This window comes from Pseudaquabacterium rugosum (assembly GCF_038066575.1).
Taxonomy (GTDB): domain Bacteria; phylum Pseudomonadota; class Gammaproteobacteria; order Burkholderiales; family Burkholderiaceae_C; genus Pseudaquabacterium; species Pseudaquabacterium rugosum.
The window spans coordinates 221,803-241,388 of sequence record NZ_JBBUTF010000006.1; the positions used below are offsets into that span (position 1 = coordinate 221,803).

The 19,586-nt window shown below is 72.2% G+C and carries 15 protein-coding genes; 7 read left to right on the plus strand and 8 right to left on the minus strand.

Annotated features, from left to right (window positions below; translation table 11 throughout):
* Nucleotides 1-10 precede the first annotated feature (10 nt).
* Nucleotides 11-1,012 carry an AraC family transcriptional regulator gene (locus tag AACH11_RS08335; protein WP_341373753.1) on the plus strand — a complete coding sequence of 334 codons (1,002 nt, stop codon included), beginning with the start codon at nt 11-13 and terminating at the stop codon, nt 1,010-1,012.
* 11 nt (nt 1,013-1,023) lie between these two features.
* Here AACH11_RS08335 and pdxR read toward each other — a convergent pair whose 3' ends face one another.
* Nucleotides 1,024-2,475: a MocR-like pyridoxine biosynthesis transcription factor PdxR gene (gene pdxR, locus AACH11_RS08340; RefSeq protein WP_341373754.1), complete on the minus strand. Its 1,452-nt coding sequence runs from the start codon at nt 2,473-2,475 to the stop codon at nt 1,024-1,026.
* Between the two features lie 119 nt (nt 2,476-2,594).
* Here pdxR and AACH11_RS08345 point away from each other — a divergent pair, with 119 nt between their 5' ends.
* The gene (locus AACH11_RS08345; RefSeq protein ID WP_341373755.1) at nt 2,595-3,221 is read left to right on the plus strand and encodes an FMN-dependent NADH-azoreductase; all 627 of its coding nucleotides are present in this window, start codon (nt 2,595-2,597) and stop codon (nt 3,219-3,221) included.
* 43 nt (nt 3,222-3,264) lie between these two features.
* Here AACH11_RS08345 and AACH11_RS08350 read toward each other — a convergent pair whose 3' ends face one another.
* The 6 genes from AACH11_RS08350 to AACH11_RS08375 form a co-directional block, all read right to left on the minus strand.
* Nucleotides 3,265-3,849, minus strand: coding sequence for a DUF2242 domain-containing protein (locus tag AACH11_RS08350; RefSeq protein WP_341373846.1), 585 nt, complete (start codon nt 3,847-3,849; stop codon nt 3,265-3,267).
* A 107-nt stretch (nt 3,850-3,956) separates the two neighbouring features.
* Nucleotides 3,957-4,919, minus strand: a complete 963-nt coding sequence (locus AACH11_RS08355) for an Ldh family oxidoreductase (RefSeq protein ID WP_341373756.1) — start codon at nt 4,917-4,919, stop codon at nt 3,957-3,959.
* A 51-nt stretch (nt 4,920-4,970) separates the two neighbouring features.
* The gene (locus tag AACH11_RS08360; RefSeq protein ID WP_341373757.1) at nt 4,971-6,023 is read right to left on the minus strand and encodes a proline racemase family protein; all 1,053 of its coding nucleotides are present in this window, start codon (nt 6,021-6,023) and stop codon (nt 4,971-4,973) included.
* A 99-nt stretch (nt 6,024-6,122) separates the two neighbouring features.
* Complete coding sequence (locus AACH11_RS08365; RefSeq protein WP_341373758.1) at nt 6,123-7,082, minus strand: porin; 960 nt, start codon at nt 7,080-7,082, stop codon at nt 6,123-6,125.
* Between the two features lie 83 nt (nt 7,083-7,165).
* On the minus strand, nt 7,166-8,227 hold the full coding sequence (locus tag AACH11_RS08370; protein ID WP_341373759.1) for an ABC transporter substrate-binding protein: 1,062 nt from the start codon (nt 8,225-8,227) through the stop codon (nt 7,166-7,168).
* 273 nt (nt 8,228-8,500) lie between these two features.
* A complete protein-coding gene (locus AACH11_RS08375) occupies nt 8,501-9,517 on the minus strand; it encodes a LysR family transcriptional regulator (protein WP_341373760.1) in 1,017 nt (338 codons plus the stop codon).
* Nucleotides 9,518-9,738: 221 nt separating this feature from the next.
* On the opposite strand from AACH11_RS08375, the gene pruA reads away from it, so the two are divergent.
* The 5 genes from pruA to AACH11_RS08400 all read left to right on the plus strand — a co-directional run bounded on the left by pruA (nt 9,739) and on the right by AACH11_RS08400 (nt 18,627).
* Nucleotides 9,739-11,337 (plus strand): L-glutamate gamma-semialdehyde dehydrogenase, encoded by a 1,599-nt coding sequence (gene pruA, locus AACH11_RS08380; protein WP_341373761.1) that lies wholly within the window; start codon nt 9,739-9,741, stop codon nt 11,335-11,337.
* A gap of 336 nt (nt 11,338-11,673) precedes the next feature.
* On the plus strand, nt 11,674-12,750 hold the full coding sequence (locus tag AACH11_RS08385; protein WP_341373762.1) for an ABC transporter ATP-binding protein: 1,077 nt from the start codon (nt 11,674-11,676) through the stop codon (nt 12,748-12,750).
* A 34-nt stretch (nt 12,751-12,784) separates the two neighbouring features.
* Complete coding sequence (locus tag AACH11_RS08390) at nt 12,785-14,083, plus strand: ABC transporter permease (RefSeq protein ID WP_341373763.1); 1,299 nt, start codon at nt 12,785-12,787, stop codon at nt 14,081-14,083.
* A 9-nt stretch (nt 14,084-14,092) separates the two neighbouring features.
* Nucleotides 14,093-14,923, plus strand: a complete 831-nt coding sequence (locus AACH11_RS08395) for an ABC transporter permease (protein ID WP_341373764.1) — start codon at nt 14,093-14,095, stop codon at nt 14,921-14,923.
* A gap of 38 nt (nt 14,924-14,961) precedes the next feature.
* Nucleotides 14,962-18,627 (plus strand): proline dehydrogenase family protein, encoded by a 3,666-nt coding sequence (locus AACH11_RS08400; RefSeq protein WP_423228707.1) that lies wholly within the window; start codon nt 14,962-14,964, stop codon nt 18,625-18,627.
* Nucleotides 18,628-18,756: 129 nt separating this feature from the next.
* Here the strand turns inward: AACH11_RS08400 and hutG are convergent, their stop codons facing one another.
* A complete protein-coding gene (gene hutG / locus AACH11_RS08405; protein WP_341373766.1) occupies nt 18,757-19,584 on the minus strand; it encodes an N-formylglutamate deformylase in 828 nt (275 codons plus the stop codon).
* Between the last annotated feature and the right edge of the window lie 2 nt (nt 19,585-19,586).

Genomic DNA, 19,586 nt, shown 5'->3' on the forward strand with positions numbered 1-19,586 from the left:
CCGCGGCCCCATGGCCGCTGACGCGGTGCCGGGCGACCCGGTGCGCGACGCCCGGCCTGGTGCCGTGCCCGCCGCGGTGCGGCCGCGCCGGCGCACCCACGCGCCGGCGCTGGAGAACGATGCCGAGCGGGCGCTCTTCCCCGGTTTCGAGCCGACCTCGACCTGCGGCATCGTGCGCTGCCTGGCCCACGGCTTCCCGACGCTGCTCAACCGCTGGCACTACCACCCCGAGTACGAGCTGCACCTGATCGTCGCCACCCGCGGCCGGGCCTTCGTCGGTGACCACGTCGGCGCCTACGAGCCCGGCCACCTGGTGCTGTGCGGACCCGGGCTGCCGCACAACTGGCTGGTCGACGACCTGCCGCCCGGCGGCATCGACGCCCCCATCCACCGCGTGCTGCAGTTCCGTGACGAGCCGCTGCGCGAGGCGGCGCGCGCGCTGGATGCCGTCGAGGAGATCTTCCCGATGCTCGATCGGGCCCGCCACGGCATCGAGTTCTTCGGCCTGGCGGCCCAGGCCGAGGCCCGCTTCGAGGCCATCCGCGCCAGCCACGGGCTGCAGCGTGTCGCGCTCTTCCTGGGCTGGCTGGCCGAGCTGGGCCGCTGCACCGACCATCGCCTGCTGTCGGCCGCCGCCGTCCAGGGCCAGGCCGATGCCGGCACCCGCCAGGCCTCGGAGATGATCGCCTTCGTCGCCCGCCACGCCTTCGATGACCTGTCGCTGCAGGACGCCGCCGGGCGCTTCGGCATGAGCGCCAAGTACTTCTCCAAGCGCTTCCGTCAGGTCACCGGCAACGCCTTCATCGACTTCGTCGTGCGCCTGCGCATCGAGCAGGCCGCGCGCCTGCTGGCCGAGACCGACCAGTACGTGGCCGGCATCTGTCTGGCCGTGGGCTTCAACAACGTGGCCAACTTCAACCGGCACTTCATGCGCCTCAAGGGCATGACGCCGACGGCCTTCCGGCGGCAGGCGGGGGACCGGTTCGGCGATGACTTCCTGGGCCGGGCTTGAGCCGCTGCGGCTCAGCCGATCGCCACCCCCAGCCCCTCCACCAGCTGCCGCGCCACCGTCGCCGAGGTGATGTTGGTGAAGCCGGCCAGCAGTGCCGGCGGCCCCGTGCCCTGGCCGCGCCAGGCCGACAGCGGCAGCACCCCCAGGCCCGCGGCCTGGGCACGGCGGGCGCAGGCCCGGTCATCGCTGCCGGCGGGCAGCTCGATCAGCAGGTGCATGCCGCCGTCGCCCAGCACCGTGCGCACGCCCCGCGGGGCGAGGGGGGCGAGGGCCTCGGCCAGCCAGGCGCGGCGCTGGGCGTAGAGCGTGCGCATCCGGCGCACGTGGCGGCCGAGGTGGCCCTGCTCGATGAAGTCGGCGACCACCGCCTGTGTCAGCGACGGGCAGCCGCCGTGGGCCGTCGTGCGGGCCGCGGCCTCGAAGGCGGGCACGCAGGCCGGTGGCACCACCACGTAGGCCAGGCGCAGCCCCGGGAACAGCACCTTGCTGAAGGTGCCGGCATGGATGACGCGGCCGTCGCGGTCCAGGCTCTTGAGGGCCGGCAGCGGCGGTCCGCGGAAGTGGTATTCGCCGTCGTAGTCGTCCTCGACGATCCAGGGGCCGTCGTGCGCCGCCCAGTCCAGCAGCGCCCGGCGGCGCGCCAGCGTCAGCGCCATGCCGCCCGGGCTCTGGTGGGTGGGCGTGACCACCACCAGCCGGGCCCCGGGCGCCTGCTGCCGCACCGGCCCGACCTGCAGCCCTTCGCCGTCCACCGGCGCGTGCACCACCTGCAGCCCCAGCCGGCCGAGCAGGCGCGGGGTCGGCGGAAAGCCCGGGCACTCCACCACGGCGGTGTCGCCGGCGCGCAGCAGGGCGGCCACCGTCAGCGCCAGTCCGGCCTCGTAGCCCGGCACGATGAACACCTGCCCGGCCTGCGCCGCCACCCCGCGTGCGCGGTGCAGGTGCACCGCGATCGCCTCGCGCAGGCGCGGCAGGCCGGCCGGCTCCGGCTTGAGCAGCGCGGCCGTGCCCATGGCGCGGGCCTGGCGGCCCACCAGCCGGCTCCACAGCTTGCGGGGAAAGGCGTCCAGCGCGGGCAGGCCCATGCGCAGCGCGGGCGGATGCGGGGCGTCGAGGTCGAGCAGCGGATCCGCGTCCGGGGCCGCCGACGGGCTCGCCCGCAGGGCCTGGGTCCTGGCGGGGGCGGAGCCGGTCGTCACGGCGGCGACGAAGGTGCCCGCCGGCCCGCGCGCCTCCAGCAGGCCTTCGCCCACCAGCCGGTCGTAGGCCGCCTGCACCGTGCCGCGGGCCACGCCCAGCTCCGTGGCCAGCGTGCGCAGCGAGGGCACGCGCGCGCCCGCCGGCAGGCGTCCGCTGGTGATCAGGGCGGTGAAGCGCGCGACGATCTGCGCCTGCAGCGGCGTGCGGGCCGGCGCATCGAGCGGCCGCGAGGTCGCCGGTCTGTCGGGGGGGACGGAAGCCATCGGGTCGGATGTCCAGCAGCGGATGGACCAGTGCGTTCTTCGAAAACTGTGTCTGTCGCGTCCGGCGGGCGGCGACCAGACTGCCGTCCTCCGCAGTCCTCACCCTGTTCGAACGCTTGATGAAACCCGTCCAGATTCTCCATCTCGAATGCAGCCCGCGCCCCGAGGCCTGCAGCAGCCGCCTGGGCCGTCATCTGTCGGCCGCGCTCCAGGCCGAGACCACGGCGCCGGTGCAGGTGCGCCTGCGCGCCCTCGGCGTCGAGCCCCTGCCCGCGCTGTCGGCCGCCTATGCGGGCTCGCTGATCCTGCCGATCGCGCAGGCCCGGGCCCGCTACGGCGAGCAGTTGGCGCTGTCCGACGCGCTGTGTGAGGAGCTGGCCGCGTCCGACGTGCTGCTGATCTCGGCGCCGGTCCACAACTTCGGCATCCCGGCGGTGCTCAAGAACTGGATCGACTGGGTGGTGCGCCGCGACGTCACCTTCGCCCTCACCGCCGAGGGCAAGATCGGCCTGCTGGCCGACCGGCCGGTGCTGGTGGCCGTGACCTCCGGCGGCGCCATGTTCCGCGATCCGCCGGCCCAGCCGGACTTCTTCCGCCCCTATCTGCGGGCGGCGCTCGGTGGGGTGGGCCTGACCCGCATCGAGTTCGTCGAGGCGCCGGGCCTGGCCTTCAGCGCCGCGCCCGAGGAGGCCGTCGACGCCCTGGCCCGCGACTGGATCCGCCGCCGCGCGCGGCCGGCCGCCTGACGCCGGGCCTGCGGGGCCCGGACCGCCGGGGCCTGGCCCGCCCTCAATCCACCGCCGCATCCATCTGCAACTCCTTCAGATGGCTGGCCATCAGCGCGAAGAAGCGGTCGTAGAAGACGCCGGCGGGGATGGTCTCGCTGGCGACCTTGACCAGCGAATCGTCGGTCGAGGCGAAGGGAATCGACAGCGAGCCGATGGCCGAGACACCGACGCTGGCCGAGTTCGGGCTCTTCTTGAGCGTGTAGCGGTCCTGCGTCGCGCTGACGTAGGCCGAGGACAGCTTGCCCTGGTTGCCATCGTCGGTGCAGACGATGTTGAAGGTGATCTGCACGTGGGCCTCACCGCCGGGCTGGAAGTTCTTGCTGCCGTTGATCGCGTCCGGCCGCAGCACGGTGACGATGTAGCCCTGGCTGAGCAGCGCGCGCCGCGCGGCCTCGCAGGTCTGGCTGACCGAGGCGTCGAACATCCGCGAGAAGGTCTCGCCGGGCTCGAACTGCTCCTGCTGGTAGACCTTGAGGTTGCCGGACGACGACGTCGTGCCGCAGCCGCCGACCAGCGTCAGGGCCACGGCCAGGGCCGCGGCCACACCGAGGCGGCGCGGCCGGGGGGAGGGGGTGGGGCGGGGCATCACGGGCGGCATTATCGGGGGCCGCCGTGAAGCGCGTGTGCCGGTGTCCGTGGGGTGACCGACGTCATGCCGGTGCGGCGGGCGCCGCACCGTGGCCGCGGCCGGCCTCAGGCGCCGGCCCGCAGCGCCGCGACCAGCGCCTCCGGGATGTCGAGCGCGGTGATGTCCAGATGGCTGCCCGGGATGCGCACGCCGAGGGCGGCCAGGCGCTCGATCTGGGCCGTCAGCCGGGCCGCGAAGCCGGGCACCAGGCGCTCGGGGTCGAAGGCGGTGACGAACAGGCCGACGGCCGGTGAGGTCGTGCCCTCGGCATAGTGCGGCGCGTCGATCGACCAGTGGCCGCCGGTCAGGCCCGCGCCCAGGATCTCGACGATCATCGCGATGTGGGCGCCGCGGGCGCCGCCGAAGGGCAGCAGCAGGCCCGACAGCGCGGCCAGCGCGCTGGTGGTGGGCTCGCCGCGGGCGTCGACGGCCCAGCCCTCGGGGATGGCCGCGCCTTCGGCCGCGGCCTGGCGCAGGCGCACGAAGGCGGTGGCGCTGCTGGCCTGGTCGATGACGAAGGGCCGCGCGCCGGTGGTCGGTGCGGCGAAGGACAGCGGGTTGGTGCCGAACACCGGCCGGCCGCTCTCCAGCGTGGTGACCTGGGCCGTGGCGTTGCAGGCGGCCAGGGCCACCAGGCCCTGCTGCGCCAGCCGGCGCGTGTAGTAGCCGAGCTCGCCCACGGTGTAGCTGTCGTGCAGGGTCAGCACGGCGACGCCACCGCTGCGGGTGCGTTCGACGAAGGCGTCGAAGGCCTCGTCGAAGCCGCGCTGGGCGATGCCCCGTCGCACGTCCACCCGCACGGCCGCCGGTGCCGGAAACGAGATCTCCGGGGCGGCGTGGCCGTCGATGCGGCCGCTGCGCAGACCGTCCAGGTAGTCGGGCAGGTGGGCGAAGCCGACGGCGCGGCTGCCAGCCCATTCCGCGGCCACCGTGGCCTCGGCCAGTGCGCGGGCGGTGGCCTCGCCCGCACCGGCGGCGCGGGCGGCCGCGGTGGCGAGATCGAGGGCTTCGTCGTGGGTCAGTCGCATGCCGGGTGTCCTGTGGTCGGGCGTCAGGGGGCGGGCGGCGGCGCGTGGGCCTCAGGCCCAGATGTCGCCGATGCGGAAGCCTTCGGGGAAGGGATCCTCCGGATCGAGCACGTGCGAGCTGAAGCCCGAGATCCAGGCGCGGCCCGAGATCGTCGGCACCACGGCCGGATGGGTGCCGATGGCCGTGGTCTCCAGCAGGCGGCCGGTGTAGACGATGCCCAGCACGCCCTCGTGGCGGAAGTCCTGGTCGAGGGCCAGCTGGCCCTTGGCATGCAGCGTGGCCATCTTGGCGCAGGTGCCGGTGCCGCAGGGGCAGCGGTCGAGGGCGCCGGTCCAGGTCTCGGGCCGCTCGAAGTCGATCTCGCCGCTGGCCATGGTGACGGCGTTCTTCCAGTCGGCCGCCGGGTTGTCGGTCGGCCCGGAGAGCTGGGCGATGGTGATGCCGTAACCCGGATAGTCAGGGTGCGAGACCGGCAGCTGATCCTGCGCGGCCTTGAGGATCAGCGCCGAGATGCGGGCGATCTCGTGGCCCTGCTCGGGCACCAGGCGCAGGTGCGGGAACTGGCGCACGTCGGCGATGACGTAGAACATGCCGCCCCAGGCGACATCGACCGTGACCTTGCCGAGGTGGGGCACGTCGATGGTGCGCTCCAGGTGCACGGCGAAGGCCGGCACGTTGCGGAAGGTGACCTGCGTCACCTTGCCCCGCTCGCACTGGGCACGGATGCCGATCAGGCCGGCCGGGGCCTCCAGCTGGAACTCGGTGACCGGCTCCTGCATCGCGATCATGCCGGTCTCCAGCAGCGCGGTGGCCACGGCGATCGTGTTGCCGCCGCTCATCAGCGGGTACTCGACCTGTTCCATGATGATGTAGCCGGCCGCCGCGTCCGGGTGCTTGGCCGGCACCACCAGGTTGCAGCACAGGGCCGGATAGCCGCGCGGCTCGCGCAGCATCAGCTTGCGCAGGCCGTCGTCATGGGCTTCGAGCCACTTCATCTGCTCGTAGACGCTGTGGCCCGGGATGTGGGGGACGCCACCGGTGATCACGCGCATCGGGATGCCCGAATGCGTTTCCACGGCCTGCAGCATGCGTTTGAAGGTCATCGGTGCGGGGCGCCCTCGCGGGGCGCAGGTCAGGGATCTCGGGTTGCGGATGCGGCCGGCGGCGCGCCGGCCCGGGGCAGGCCCGGGCCGTGCCTGGCGTCAGAAGCTGTGGTTGATGCCCACGCCGTAGACCGTCGCCGAATCGCCCGGGTAGGTCTTGTGCGCCAGGTCGCCATAGACGCTGGTGCGCTTGGACAGCGCGTGGGACGCGCCGACCGACACCATCTTCTCGGCCTTGCTGCCGTCGACGTCGACCTGGCCCCAGCCGGCCTGCAGCGTGGTGGCGCCGATGCCGTAGCTGGCGCCCAGCGTCGTGGCCTTGGCCTTCGAGGCGCCGGCCTTGCTGACGTCGTAGGCGCCCATCAGGCCGATGCCGGCCACGCGGGTGTTCAGGCCGATGAAGGTGTCGGTGTGGCCGGCGCTGTTCTTGCCGTGGGCGACGAAGGCGCCGAAGCCCGCGCCCTTGTACTGCACGCCGGCGCTCAGGGCCTTGTCGGTGTCACCGGTGCGCTCCTCCGGCGAGCCGCTCAGGTGCAGCGTCAGGCCGTTGAAGCTGGGCGAGTCGTAGAAGATGCCGTTGTTCAGGCGTCCGTACTCGGCCGAGCCGCCGTTGCCCTTGGGGTCCGACGGGAAGTTGTAGTGCCACAGGTCCCAGGCCGGCGAGGCCAGGCGGTCGAAGTTGTACCAGGGGTCGAAGGCCCAGTCGTTGTTCGAGATGACGTCCAGCCGGCGGCCCAGCTGCAGCGAGCCGAACGCGCCCTTGAGGCCGACCGTCGCCTCGCCGTGCCAGAAGGGCTTGCTGGCGCTCTCGGTGCTGCCGTCGTCGGAGTTGAAGCGGTGGCTGAGGGCGAAGGTGGCGCTCAGGCCGCTGCCCAGATCCTCGCTGCCGCTGAACTTCAGGTGGCTGCGGCTGATCGGGCCGACGTTCCAGTGCTTGCCGGCATCCTTGTAGACGCCGATGTCGATCGTGCCGGAGACGGTGACGGTGGATTGGGCCTGCGCGCAGGGCAGCAGGGCGGCGAGCAGCAGCGCGCCGCAGGTCGTGGGAAGGAACTGCATGGTGAAGACTTCCGGTGTGTGCGGAGGGATGGCCGGCCCGCGGGCCGGCGTGCCGAGGGCGCGGGGCCCCGGGCGTCAGGCCGTCACTTCTGGCCGAGCCAGGCCGCGAACTTCTGGTTCAGGTCATCGCCGTGGTCGGCCCAGAACGCGAAGTCCACGCCGAGCGCGCCGGCCAGGTTCTTCGGGTTGGTCGGCATGTAGGGCTGGACCTTGGGATCGACCAGACCGGCCGCCGACTTGCGCACCGGACCCATGCCGGTCAGCGAGCCGAGGGCGGCCTGCTGCGTCGCCTCGGTGGCGAAGCGCACGAAGGCCTTGGCCTCCTTCAGGTTGCGGCTGCCCTTGACGATCGCATAACCCTCGACATTGGTGAGCTGGGCGTCCCAGATGAAGTCGAAGGGCTTCTTGTAGACCGCGATCGAGTCGTAGATGCGGTTGGCATAGGCGCTGGTCATCACCACCTCGCCATCGGCCAGCAGCTGCGGTGGCTGCGCACCGGCCTCCCACCAGACGATCGACGCCTTGATGGTGTCGAGCTTCTTGAACGCCCGGGCGACGCCGGCCGGCGTGCCCAGCACCTTGTAGACCTCGGCCGGCTTGACGCCGTCGGCCACCAGCGCCCACTCCATCGCGCCTTCGGGCGACTTGCGAAGCGCCCGCTTGCCCGGGTACTTCTTCAGGTCGAAGAAGTCGGCGACCTTGGTCGGCGCCTGCGCGCCCACCTTGGTCTTGTCGTAGGACAGCACGGTCGACCAGACGGCCAGGCCGGCCATGCAGTCGTTCAGGCTGTTGGGCATGAAGTCCTGCGCCGGGGCCGAGCCGTCCTTGCCCGCGGCCAGGTCGGCCGGGCTGATCTTCTCCAGCAGGCCTTCGTCGCAGGCGCGGATTGCGTCGGCCAGCTGGATGTCGACCACGTCCCAGCTCACGCTGCCGGTCTGCACCTGGGCGCGGATCTGGGCGATGCCGCCGTTGTAGGTGCTGGACTTGACGTTGACCTTCTCCTTGGCGCCGAACGGCTTGACGGCCGTCTTCTCCTGCACTTCCTGGTAGGCCCCTCCCCAGCTGGTGAAGCTGAGTTCGGCCGCCAGGGCCGGTGTCGTCAGCGACGCAGCAGCCAGCGCTGCGATGAAGAACTTGCGATTCATCTCGACCCTCGATCCTTGGACTGCGAAACCGGCGCCGTACCGGGTGCCGGACTGTCAGAGTGGGCCGGGGCCAGGGGTGCCGGCCGGGGCGCGTCACGGGTGGTGCGCGCCCCGGTCGCCGCGCGTCGCCGTGGTCGGATCGACTGCGGCGACCGGGTCTGGCCTCGGGTGCTGCAAGCCTAGGGCGGGTGCGCGGTGTCGCCCGTGTGACAAGCCGGCGTGATGCTCAAGTTCAGGCGCTGCGATGCAAGGCCGTGCGGCGTCCCGGGCGCTTCAGGCCGCCGGATCGCGCGGGCCCTCGTGGGTCCACAGCATGTCGCGCGGGATGCCCAGCGTCGCCACCATCTCCGCGCTCACCGGGCCGGCCATCGCCACCCGCAGCAGCCCCTCGATCTCCTTGGGCACGCGGCCGAGCTCGCCCTCGCGGCAGCTGAGGAAGAAGGTGCGGCCGAAGTGGCCGTAGGGCCGCCCGCGCGAGCGCAGCACGTCCAGCGGCAGCAGCCGCAGCTGTGGCACGAAGTGGCGTGACTGCCAGACGCACATCGGCGTGGTGATCGCGAAGCCGATGCCGGCGGCCACCAGGCTGAGCATCGGGTCCGTGGTGTCGAACTCGCAGGTGCGCTCCAGGTGGTCACCGTGCTGGGTCAGGAAGCGGTCGACCTGCTCGCCGATCGACGAGCGCGCGCTGTAGCGGATCAGCGGCAGGCGGCCGCCCAGATCGCTCAAGGAGCTGGCCGGGCTGACGTCGAAGTTCGCCGGCACGGCCAGCAGGTACTGCTCGGAGAACAGCGGCAGGTGCGAGACCCCGGTCTGGTCCACCGCGGTGGCGGTGGTGACGATGACGTCGAGCTGCCGGTTGCCGAACTGCGTGACCAGCGACGGTGTCAGCCCCGACCACAGCCGCACCTGCTGCGTGGTGCTGGACAGCGCGCGGTAGAGCACCGGCCCGACCGTGGCCGCCAGCGAATCGACACAGCCGATGCGCACCACCGAGCGCCGCGCACGGCTGATGCCGCGCACCGTCTCCAGCAGCTCGTCGGCATTGCGCAGCAGTTCGGTGGTGGTCTCGTAGAGGCGCTGGCCGGCCAGCGTGACCTTGGCCGGACGGGTGCCGCGGTCCAGCAGCACGGTGTCGAGCTTGGTCTCCAGCAGCTTGACGCGCATCGAGACGGCGGCCTGCGACAGGCCCAGCCGGTGGGCGGCCTGCGACACGGACTCGGATTCCACGACCGCCACCCAGGCGCTGAGCAGGCTCCAGTCGGGGTACTGGCTGGTGGCTTCGTCACTCATGGCAGGATCGTCGCCGCACGCAGGGGGGCCGGTGGCTCACCCATCGTCCAGGCTGGTGTTTTGTATCGGGGGGACTGATGCTGCGGTGCGCCGGGCGGACGCCACGCCAGACTTGATCTTATCCGTCTCCCCATTTCGAGCGGTGGCTGCGGCGACGCCCGCCACCGTCGCATCCGGGTCCGGCGGTCACCCGCAACGTCCTCTCCCGTCCCGAGGTCCGCATGAATTCCCGTCCGATCTTTCCCTTCCCCGCCAACGAACCGACCTGCGACTACGCGCCGGGCAGCGCCGCACGCGAGGCGCTGGAGCGCCATCTGGCCGACCGCACGGTGGTCGACGTGCCGGCCGTCATCGGCGGGCGCAAGATCTACTCCGACGACGTGGAGACCGTCCATGCGCCGCATGACCGCAGCCGCGTGCTGGCGCGCATCCACCGGCCGTCGGCCGCGCAGGTGGCCGAGGCCATCCAGAGCAATCTGGAGGCCGCCCACGACTGGGCCCGCATGGACTTCGCCGACCGGGCCGCGATCATGCACCGCGCCGCGGCCATCATCCGCGGCCGCATGCGCCACCGCATCAACGCGGCCACCATGCTGGGCCAGAGCAAGATCCTGGACGAGGCCGAGGCCGACAGTGCCTGCGAGCTGATCGACTTCCTGCACTTCAACACCCACAGCGCCCAGCGCGTGGTGCAGGAGCAGCCGCTGACCGTGGCCTCGGCCCAGAACCGCACCGACTGGCGGCCGCTGGAGGGCTTCGTCTACGCGGTCTCGCCGTTCAACTTCACCGCCATCGGCACCAACCTGACCTGCGCGCCCGCGCTGATGGGCAACGTGGTGCTGTGGAAGCCGTCGATGAAGTCGGCCTGGGCCAACCACCTCTTCTTCGAGGCGCTGGAGGAGGCCGGCCTGCCGCCGGGCGTCATCAACTTCGTGCCGGGCGACGCGCGCATGGTGACCGATGCGGTCTACGGCTCGCGCGACTTCGCCGGCCTGCACTTCACCGGCTCGTCCGAGGTCTTCCGCTCGCTGTGGAAGCGGGCGGCCGCGGGCATCGACCAGTACCGCACCTTCCCGCGCATCGTCGGCGAGACCGGTGGCAAGGACTTCGTGCTGGTGCACCGTTCCGCCCATCCTGAGGAGGTGGCGGTGGCGCTGCTCAAGGGCGCCTTCGGCTACCAGGGCCAGAAGTGCAGCGCGGCCTCGCGCGCCTACGTGCCGGCCAGCCTGTGGCCGGCGGTGCGCGGCACGCTGTGCGATCTGCTGGCCGGCTGGCGCGTGGGCGACGTGGCGGATGCGGCCACCGACATGGGCGCCGTCATCGACGAGACCTCGTTCCGCAAGTTGGCCAGCCGCCTGGCGGCGGCCAAGGGCGACCCGGGTGTCAAGGTGATCAGCGGCGGCCGCTGCAGCGACGAGGTCGGCTACTTCGTCGATCCCACCGTGCTGCAGGTCGATGACCCGGGCCACGCGCTGATGAAGGAGGAGCTGTTCGGGCCCGTGCTGTCGGTCCACGTCTATGCCGATGCCGACTGGTCGGACCTGCTGCACGTCGTCGACAGCACCTCCGACTACGCGCTGACCGGCTCGATCTTCTGCACCGAGCGGGCCGCCCTGCTGCAGGCGCAGGACGTGCTGGTGCACGCGGCCGGCAACCTGTACGTCAACGACAAGCCCACCGGCGCCGTCGTCGGCCAGCAGCCCTTCGGTGGCGGCCGTGCCAGCGGCACCAACGACAAGGCGGCCTCGTGGATGAACCTGGTGCGCTGGACCTCGCCGCGGGTCGTCAAGGAGACCTACGCCCCGCCGCGCCAGCGCTGATGCCGGCGCACCGAGGGTGAGCGAGGGCGGACCAGTGGTCCGCCCTTGTCGTTTCAGGCGCGGCCGGAAGCGGTCGCGCCATCCGGATCAGCCCTGATCGACACGCCCCGGATCGGTGAGCGCGGACGCCTCGACTTGGGGATAGTCCCGTAGCCAAGTCCTTGATGCACCACATCGATTCCGGTGGATCAGCGCCGCTGAAGATGAGCATCAGTGCGGGTCCGTGACACCGGCGTGTCCGGGGCCGCGCCGTACGCTTGCCGGCATCCGTGGCCCTGGATGACCCGCATTCGCAGGGGCCCGCCTTCCACCCCTCTTGCATTCGGACGCCCGCGCATGCCCCCCATCGTTGCCTTTCGAGACGTGCAGAAGACCTACGACGGCGAGTCGCTGGTGGTCAAGAGCCTGAACCTCGACATCCGCGAGGGCGAGTTCCTGACCATGCTCGGCCCGTCGGGCTCGGGCAAGACCACCTGCCTGATGATGCTGGCCGGCTTCGAGACCGCCACCCACGGCCAGATCCTGCTCAAGGACCGCGAGATCAACCGCATCCCGCCCGAGCGCCGCAACATCGGCATGGTGTTCCAGAGTTATGCGCTGTTTCCGAACATGTCGGTGCGCGAGAACCTGGCCTTCCCGCTGAAGGTGCGCAAGGTGCCCAAGGCCGACATCGACGCCAAGGTGCGCCGCGCGCTGGCGATGGTCACGATGGAGAAGTTCGCCGACCGCATGCCGGGGCAGCTGTCCGGCGGCCAGCAGCAGCGCATCGCGGTGGCGCGGGCGCTGGTGTTCGAGCCCTCGCTGGTGCTGATGGACGAGCCGCTGGGCGCGCTCGACAAGCAGCTGCGCGAGCAGATGCAGTACGAGATCAAGCGCATCCATGCGCAGAGCGGCCTGACCATCGTCTACGTCACGCACGACCAGGATGAGGCGATGACGATGTCCGACCGCATCGCCGTCTTCAACAACGGGCGCATCCAGCAGCTGGCCGCGCCGTCCGATCTCTACGAGACGCCGGACAACGCCTTCGTCGGCCGCTTCATCGGCGAGTCCAACGCGCTGCAGGGCACGGTGCGCACCGTCTACGGCGCCTCCTGCGAGGTGGCGCTGGCCGATGGCACGGCGGTGCGCGCCGCGCTGGGCCCGCAGGTGCGCGGCGGCGCCGAGGTGACGGTGCTGATGCGCCCCGAACGCATCCTGGTCGGCGCCCAGGCCGCGACCTGCGAGAACCGCTTCACCGCCCGCGTGGCCGACGTCATCTACTACGGCGACCACCTGCGCCTGGTGTGCAGCGTCTGCGGCCGCGAGGACTTCATCGTCAAGCTCGCCAACGACGGCGAGGGCCGGCGCATCCATGTCGGCGACGCGATCGAGCTGGGCTGGCGCGCCGAGGCCTGCCGCGCGCTGCACTGATGCCCGCCCCTTCCGCCGCCGCCCAGGAGCTGCCATGAACACCGCCCGTCAGGAGTTGACGATGCCCGTGCCGATGCTCGCCGTCGTGCCTTCCGATCCGGCCCGCGACGCGCCCCAGGACATCTCGCGCCTGAAGGCCAGCCTGCGGCGCGCCGAGCGCCTGGGCCAGCTGCGTGCCTGGCTGCTGATCCTGCCGCTGCTGGCCTTCCTGGCCTTCACCTTCATCGTGCCGATCGCCAACCTGCTGCTCAAGAGCGTGCGCGACACCGTGGTGCACGACGAGATGCCGGGGCTGTCGCAGGCGCTGCAGGCCTGGGATCCGGCGGTCCTGGCCCGGCCGCCCGAGGCGGTCTACGCGGCCTTCGCCGCCGACCTGCGCGCCCGCCAGGGCAGCGACGGCGTCAGCAAGGTGGCGATGCGCCTGAACTTCGAGGAGCCCGGCCTGCGCAGCCTGGTGCTGCGCACCGCGCGCGGCCTGGAGCGCACCGAGGGCGCGACCTGGCGCGAGCGCTTCGTGGCGCTCGACGCCCGCTGGGACCAGCCGCTGACCTGGGTGCGCATCAAGTACGCGGCCACGCCCTGGACGCTGGAGTACTACGTCAAGGCCTTCGACCTGACGCGCGATGCGCACGGCGCCGTGGTGGCCCTGCCCGAGACCGAACAGCTCTACCGCGGCGTGTTCGTGCGCACGGTGGGCCTGAGCCTGCTGGTGGCCGCGCTGTGCGTGCTGATCGGCTATCCGGTGGCCTGGTTCCTGGCCGCGCTGCCCACGCGCATCAGCAACGTGCTGATGATCCTGGTGCTGCTGCCGTTCTGGACCTCGTTCCTGGTGCGCTCGATCTCGTGGATGGTGATCCTGCAGAGCAACGGCATCCTCAACAGCCTGCTGAACACGCTGGGCCTGGGCAGCGTGGCGCTGATCTACCAGCGCGGCGGGGTGCTGATCGCCATGACGCACATCCTGATGCCCTACGCCATCCTGTCGATCTACAGCGTGATGAAGAACGTGCCGCCGATCTACATGCGTGCGGCGCGCTCGCTGGGGGCCGGGCCGGTGCGGGCCTTCTTCAGCGCCTACTTCCCGCACACGCTGCCGGGCGTGGCGGCCGGCGGCCTGCTGACCTTCATCCTGGCCGTGGGCTACTACATCACGCCGGCCATGCTCGGCGGGGCCGAGGACCAGCTGGTCAGCTACTACATCGCCAACCACGTCAACAGCACGCTCAACTGGGGGCTGGCCGCCGCGCTCGCCACCCTGCTGCTGGGCGGCGTGATGCTGATCTACGCCCTGTTCGTCCGCCTGACCGGCGGCACGGGTGTCAAGCTGGGTTGAGAGGCCGACATGAAATTTCCCGCCTACGTGTCCTTCTGGGGGGCCTGCGGCCGCTGGCTGCACCTCGCTTTCTCCGTTGCGGTGCTGGTGTTCCTGCTGCTGCCCTTGCTGGTAGTGATGCCGCTGTCGTTCAACAGCGAGCCCTATTTCACCTACCCGATGCCCGGCTTCAGCCTGCGCTGGTACGAGACCTTCATCGAGCGTGACGAGTGGCGCCTGGCGCTGAGCAACACGCTGTTCATCGGCGTGGCCTCGACGCTGCTGGCCACGGTGCTGGGGGTGCCGGCGGCGCTCGGCCTGATGCATCCGCGCCTGAAAGGCGGTGCCATCGTGCGCGGCCTGCTGCTGTCGCCGATGATCGTGCCGGCCATCATCACGGCCGTCGGCGTGTACTTCGCGTTCAGTCCGCTGGGCCTGGTCAACAGCCTGACGGGCCTGGTGCTGGCCCATGCCGCGCTCGGCGTGCCCTTCATCGTCGTCACCGTCAGTGCCACGCTGGCCGGCTTCAACGAGACGCTGACGCGCGCCGGCCGCAGCCTGGGCGCCGGGCCGCTGTACGTGTTCTGGCGCATCAAGCTGCCGCTGATCGCGCCGGGCGTCATCTCGGGCGCGCTGTTCGCGTTCGCGACCTCGTTCGACGAGGTGGTGGTCGCGCTGTTCCTGGCCGGCGCCGACCAGCGCACGGTGCCGCGCGAGATGTGGTCCGGCGTGCGCGAGCAGCTCAGCCCGACCATCCTGGCCGTGGCCACCACCCTGGTGCTGATTTCCGCCCTGCTGCTGGTCACGCTGGAAGGCCTGCGCCGTCGCTCCGAGCGGCTGCGTGGCATCCAGGGCGCGTGAGCGGCTTTCCCCCTTTCCTGCTTGATCGAGAGTCCATCGTGTTGACTGATCCGTCCGTCCGGCCCAACGCCCCGGGTGCGTCCGACCTGGAGGCCCTGCATGCGCGCATCTTCACCTTCGACGACTGCGACGAGCAGGCGGTGATGGCCGAGCTGATGCCGCTCGCGCGGCTGGAGCCGCGCCAGCTGGCGCAGGCCACCGCGCTGGCCACGCGCCTGGCCGAGGGCGTGCGCAAGGCGCGGCTGGAGGCCGGCGGTGTCGACCTGCTGACGCAGGAGTTCACGCTCGACAGCCGCGAGGGCGTGGCCCTGATGTGCCTGGCCGAGGCCATGCTGCGCGTGCCCGACACCGAGACCCGCAACAAGCTGATCCGCGACAAGATCGTCGACCAGGACTGGCGCTCGCACATCGGGCAGTCGCCCTCGCTGTTCGTCAACGCGGCGGCCTGGGGCCTGGCGCTGACGGGCAAGGTGCTCAAGCCGGCCGACGAGCCCTCGCTGGCCGCGGCACTGTCGACCGTGCTGCGGCGCGGCGGCGAGGGCGTGGTGCGTGCTGGCGTGTCCTTCGCGATGAAGCTGCTGGGCAAGCAGTTCGTCACCGGCCAGACCATCGAGGAGGCGCTGACGCTGGCCGCCGGCCGCGAGAAGCTCGGCTACCGCTACACCTACGACATGCTGGGCGAGGCCGCGCTGACGCTGAAGGACGCGGACGCCTACCACGAGGCCTATGCGCACACCATCGAGGCGGTGGGCAAGGCCGCCCAGGGCCGCGGCCCGGTGCTGGGGGCCGGCGTCTCGGTCAAGCTCACCGGCCTGCATCCGCGCTACGAGGTCGCCCAGCGCGAGCGGGTGCTGGCCGAGATGTACCCCAAGCTGCTGCAACTGGCCCGCGAGGCCCGGCGTTGGGGCATGGGCTTCCACCTCGACCAGGAGGAGGCCGCCCGCTTCCCGCTCACGCTGGAGATGCTGCACCGGCTGGCCCATGAGCCTGATCTGGCCGGTTGGGACGGCCTCGGCATCTCGCTGCAGGCCTACCAGAAGCGCGCCCGCGCGGTGGCCGAGTGGCTGATCGCGCTGGCCCGCCGCACGCAGCGCAAGATCTGCGTGCGCCTGGTCAAGGGCGCCTACTGGGACACCGAGATCAAGCACTGCCAGAGCACGGGGACAGCCGGCTTCCCGGTGTTCACCCGCAAGGTGCATTCGGACGTCAGTTACGTGGCCTGCGCCAAGATCCTGTTCGGCGCGCAGGACGCGGTCTTTCCGCAGTTCGCCACCCACAACGCGTTCTCGATCGCCGCCGTCCACACGCTGGGCGAGGGCAAGGACTACGAGTTCCAGTGCCTGCACGGCATGGGCGAGTCGGTCTACGACCAGATCGTCGGCGATGGCCGCATGGGCCGCGCCTGCCGCGTCTACGCGCCGGTCGGCCCGCACGAGACGCTGCTGGCCTATCTGGTGCGCCGCCTGCTGGAGAACGGCGCCAACACCTCCTTCGTCAACCAGGTGGTCGATCCGGCCGTCTCGATCGCCGACATCGTCGCCGATCCGGTCGAGGTCGCGGCCCGCACCGGCGGGCGGCCCCATCCGGCGGTGGTGCTGCCGCGCCGGCTGCTGGGCTGGCGCGATGGTGATGGCGACGGCGACGGCGATGGCGCAGGCGTGGCCGAGGCGGCCGCCGCGGTGCCGCCGGGCGGACGCCCGGCCGTGGCGCTGGCGACGGCCATGCCGGCCGCGGTGCCGGCGGCCAGTCCCGACGCGGCACTGACCGCCGCGGTGGCGGCCGGTGCGGCCTGGGCGGCCCGGCCGCTGGGCGCCCGCGTGAAGGTGCTGCAGGCGCTGGCCCGCCAGCTGGAGGCCGGCGCGCCGACGCTGGTCGACGCGCTGGTGCACGAGCGCGGCATCACGGTGGCCGAGGTCGGCCGCGAGCTGCGCGCGGCGGCCGACGGCTGTCGCCTGCATCTGGCCAGCATCCAGGCCGAGCCGGCGTTTCTCGATGCGACGCCGGTCGGCCCGGTCGTGCTGCTGGGGCCGGCCACCTCGGCCGTGGCCTGGCCGCTGGCCCAGATCGCCGCCGCCCTGCTCACCGGCAATCCGGTGGTCTTCAAGCCCGCCAGCGGCACCGTGCGCTGTGCCCGTGCGCTGGCGGCCGCCGTGCGCGAGGCCGGCCTGCCCGACGGCGTGCTGCAGGTGGTCGAGGGCCCGGGCGAGCGCGTGGGCGCCGCCCTGGCACGGCACCCGCAGACCGCGCTGGTGCTGTTCGGTGGCACGCGGGCGGTGGCCGCGACGCTGCGCACGGCGCTGGCGGGCCGCCGCACGCGGCTGCTGGTGCGCGCCTCGGCCTGCAACGCGATGGTCGTCGACAGCTCGGCGCTGCCCGAGCAGGTGATCACCGATGCGGTCACCGGCGCCTTCGATGGCGCCGGCCTGCGCGTGGATGCGCTCAAGCTGCTGTGCCTGCAGGACGTGGTGGCCGATCGCATCGGCGAGATGCTGCGTGCGATGCTGGAGGAGCGGCAGCTCGGCGATCCCTCGCTGCCGGCCAGCGACATCGGTCCGATGCCGGATGCGGCCGCGGGCGAGGCGGTCGAGCGCCATCTGCAGCACCTGGCGGAGCGCGGCTGCCGTGTCGTGCGTGCGGGCCGGCGCCTGACCGGCCATCCCGGCGGCCGCAGCGGCGGCGCCTGGGTGCAGCCGGCCATCGTCGAGCTGCGCGGGCTGCAGGACCTGGCCCTCATCGACCCCGACCGCACGGGGCCGGTGCTGTACGTGCTGCGCTGGTCGGCCGGAGCGCTGCCGGCGCTGCTGCAGGCCCTCGATGGCCAGTTGATGCCGGCCACCCTCGGCCTGCACACGCGCATCTTCGAGACCGCCGGCGAGGTGCTGTCGATCGGCCGCTTCGGTGCCGTGTGCGTCAACCGCGGCGTGCACGGCAGCCGGCCGGGCATGCAGGTCGAGGCCCGCTCGCCGGCCGACCGGGGCGCCAGCGAGACCGGCCCGCTGTTCCTGCGCGAGTTCCTGGCCGAGGCCATCGACGGCCTGCCTTTCGCCGTCGGACCGTTCCGGCGCATCGCGCTGCCGGCGGGCGACTGTCTGTCGCAGTACCCGGTGGTGCAGCAGGGCCGGCTGCAGTCGCGTGCCGCCTGGCAGGACCAGCAGCGCCGCGAGCGCCTGGACCGGCTGGAGCGTCTGGCGCCGCTGCTGACCGGCGTCATCGACGTGCCGCGCTGGCAGGCGCTGAAGGCGCTGGCCACCGGCCTGGCACCGGTGTCGCTGCCGGCGCTCTCCGGCGAGGAGAACACGCTGCTGCTGGAGCCCTGTGGCCGCGTGCTCTGCCTGGCCGAGGGCCGCGCCGAGCTGCTGCAGCAGGCCGCGCTGGCGCTGGCCTGCGGCAACCGTCTGGTGCTGTGGTCGGGCGCGCCCGCGGCCCCGGCGCTGGTCGAGGCCCTGGGGGCGTCGGCGGTGCAGGTGGTCGATCGGGTGCGGGCGGGTGCGGTGGCCGCGCCGGTCGATGCGGTGCTGACCGGCGCGGCCGGCCTGCCGCCCGAGGCCGCGGCCTGGCTGGGGATGCACACCCGCGTGCTCTACCCCGATGCGCAGGGCCGCCATGCCTGGGCGCCGCTGGTGCGCGAGCGCCAGATCGCCGTCAACGCCAGCGCCTCGGGCGGCAACATGCAGCTGATGATGATGGACGCGGCGGCGGTCTGAGGGCGGCCGGCACGCGGGCCACATGCCGCGTGCCGGGATCGGGGCGGCCCGGCTGGTGATCCCCGGTCGCCGTCGCACCCCGGGCGCGACGGCGGTCGCACACCGGCGGCCCGGCCGCCGGTGATGCGTTCAGCGCGCTTGCCCGAGCTGCCCCATCGCTGCCTGCAGCATCTCCTGCAGCGCCTGCTGCACCGGTGCCGCCCGTTTCTCCTGGTAGGTGAACGGCGGCTGCTCGTCCATGTACAGGCACTGGCACATCTCCAGCTGGATCGCGTGGATGCCGCGCTGCGGCTGGCCGTGGTGCCGCGTGATGTGGCCGCCCTTGAAGCGCCCGTTGACGACCCAGCTGAGCGCCGGATGCCGCTGCAGCGGCGCGGTCACCGCCTCCAGCAGGGCCGTCGCGCAGGCCAGGCCGCCGTGGGTGCCGAAGTTCAGGTCCGGCAGCTTGCCGTCGAACAGGCGCGGCACGTGGCTGGCGATCGAGTGGGCCTCCCACAGCAGCACGTCCGGGTGCTGCCCGCGCAGGCGCGCCAGCTCGGTCTCCAGCGCCGCGTGATAGGGCGCCCACCAGGTCTCGACGCGACGCGCGATCTCGTCGGCGCCGGGCTCGCGTCCCGGCCGGTACAGCGGCTGGCCATCGAAGGTGGTGGTCGGGCACAGGCCGGTGGTGGCCTGGCCCGGGTACAGGCTCTCACCGCTGGACGGCCGGTTCAGGTCGATCACGTAGCGCGAGATGCGTGCCGCGATGACGGTGGCATCGAGCTGCGTGGCGAACGCGTACAGCCGGTCCAGGTGCCAGTCGGTGTCGGTCAGCGTCAGCGCCAGCGGCGTGTAGTCGTCGCGCAGCGCCTCGGGCAGCGTGGTGCCCAGGTGCGGAATCGAGATCAGCAGCGGGGCCCGGCCGCGGCGCAGCACATGGGTGGGGTGGACGTCCTCGGTCGGATGGGGGGCATGCATCG

Excerpts from the sequence above, each read along its gene's own strand:
- AACH11_RS08335 (WP_341373753.1), top strand. The coding sequence starts at position 11 with ATGGCCGCTGACGCGGTGCCGGGCGACCCGGTGCGCGACGCCCGGCCT.
- pdxR (WP_341373754.1), bottom strand. The coding sequence starts at position 2,475 with ATGGCTTCCGTCCCCCCCGACAGACCGGCGACCTCGCGGCCGCTCGAT.
- AACH11_RS08345 (WP_341373755.1), top strand. The coding sequence starts at position 2,595 with ATGAAACCCGTCCAGATTCTCCATCTCGAATGCAGCCCGCGCCCCGAG.
- AACH11_RS08350 (WP_341373846.1), bottom strand. The coding sequence starts at position 3,849 with ATGCCCCGCCCCACCCCCTCCCCCCGGCCGCGCCGCCTCGGTGTGGCC.
- AACH11_RS08355 (WP_341373756.1), bottom strand. The coding sequence starts at position 4,919 with ATGCGACTGACCCACGACGAAGCCCTCGATCTCGCCACCGCGGCCGCC.
- AACH11_RS08360 (WP_341373757.1), bottom strand. The coding sequence starts at position 6,023 with ATGACCTTCAAACGCATGCTGCAGGCCGTGGAAACGCATTCGGGCATC.
- AACH11_RS08365 (WP_341373758.1), bottom strand. The coding sequence starts at position 7,082 with ATGCAGTTCCTTCCCACGACCTGCGGCGCGCTGCTGCTCGCCGCCCTG.
- AACH11_RS08370 (WP_341373759.1), bottom strand. The coding sequence starts at position 8,227 with ATGAATCGCAAGTTCTTCATCGCAGCGCTGGCTGCTGCGTCGCTGACG.
- AACH11_RS08375 (WP_341373760.1), bottom strand. The coding sequence starts at position 9,517 with ATGAGTGACGAAGCCACCAGCCAGTACCCCGACTGGAGCCTGCTCAGC.
- pruA (WP_341373761.1), top strand. The coding sequence starts at position 9,739 with ATGAATTCCCGTCCGATCTTTCCCTTCCCCGCCAACGAACCGACCTGC.
- AACH11_RS08385 (WP_341373762.1), top strand. The coding sequence starts at position 11,674 with ATGCCCCCCATCGTTGCCTTTCGAGACGTGCAGAAGACCTACGACGGC.
- AACH11_RS08390 (WP_341373763.1), top strand. The coding sequence starts at position 12,785 with ATGAACACCGCCCGTCAGGAGTTGACGATGCCCGTGCCGATGCTCGCC.
- AACH11_RS08395 (WP_341373764.1), top strand. The coding sequence starts at position 14,093 with ATGAAATTTCCCGCCTACGTGTCCTTCTGGGGGGCCTGCGGCCGCTGG.
- hutG (WP_341373766.1), bottom strand. The coding sequence starts at position 19,584 with ATGCATGCCCCCCATCCGACCGAGGACGTCCACCCCACCCATGTGCTG.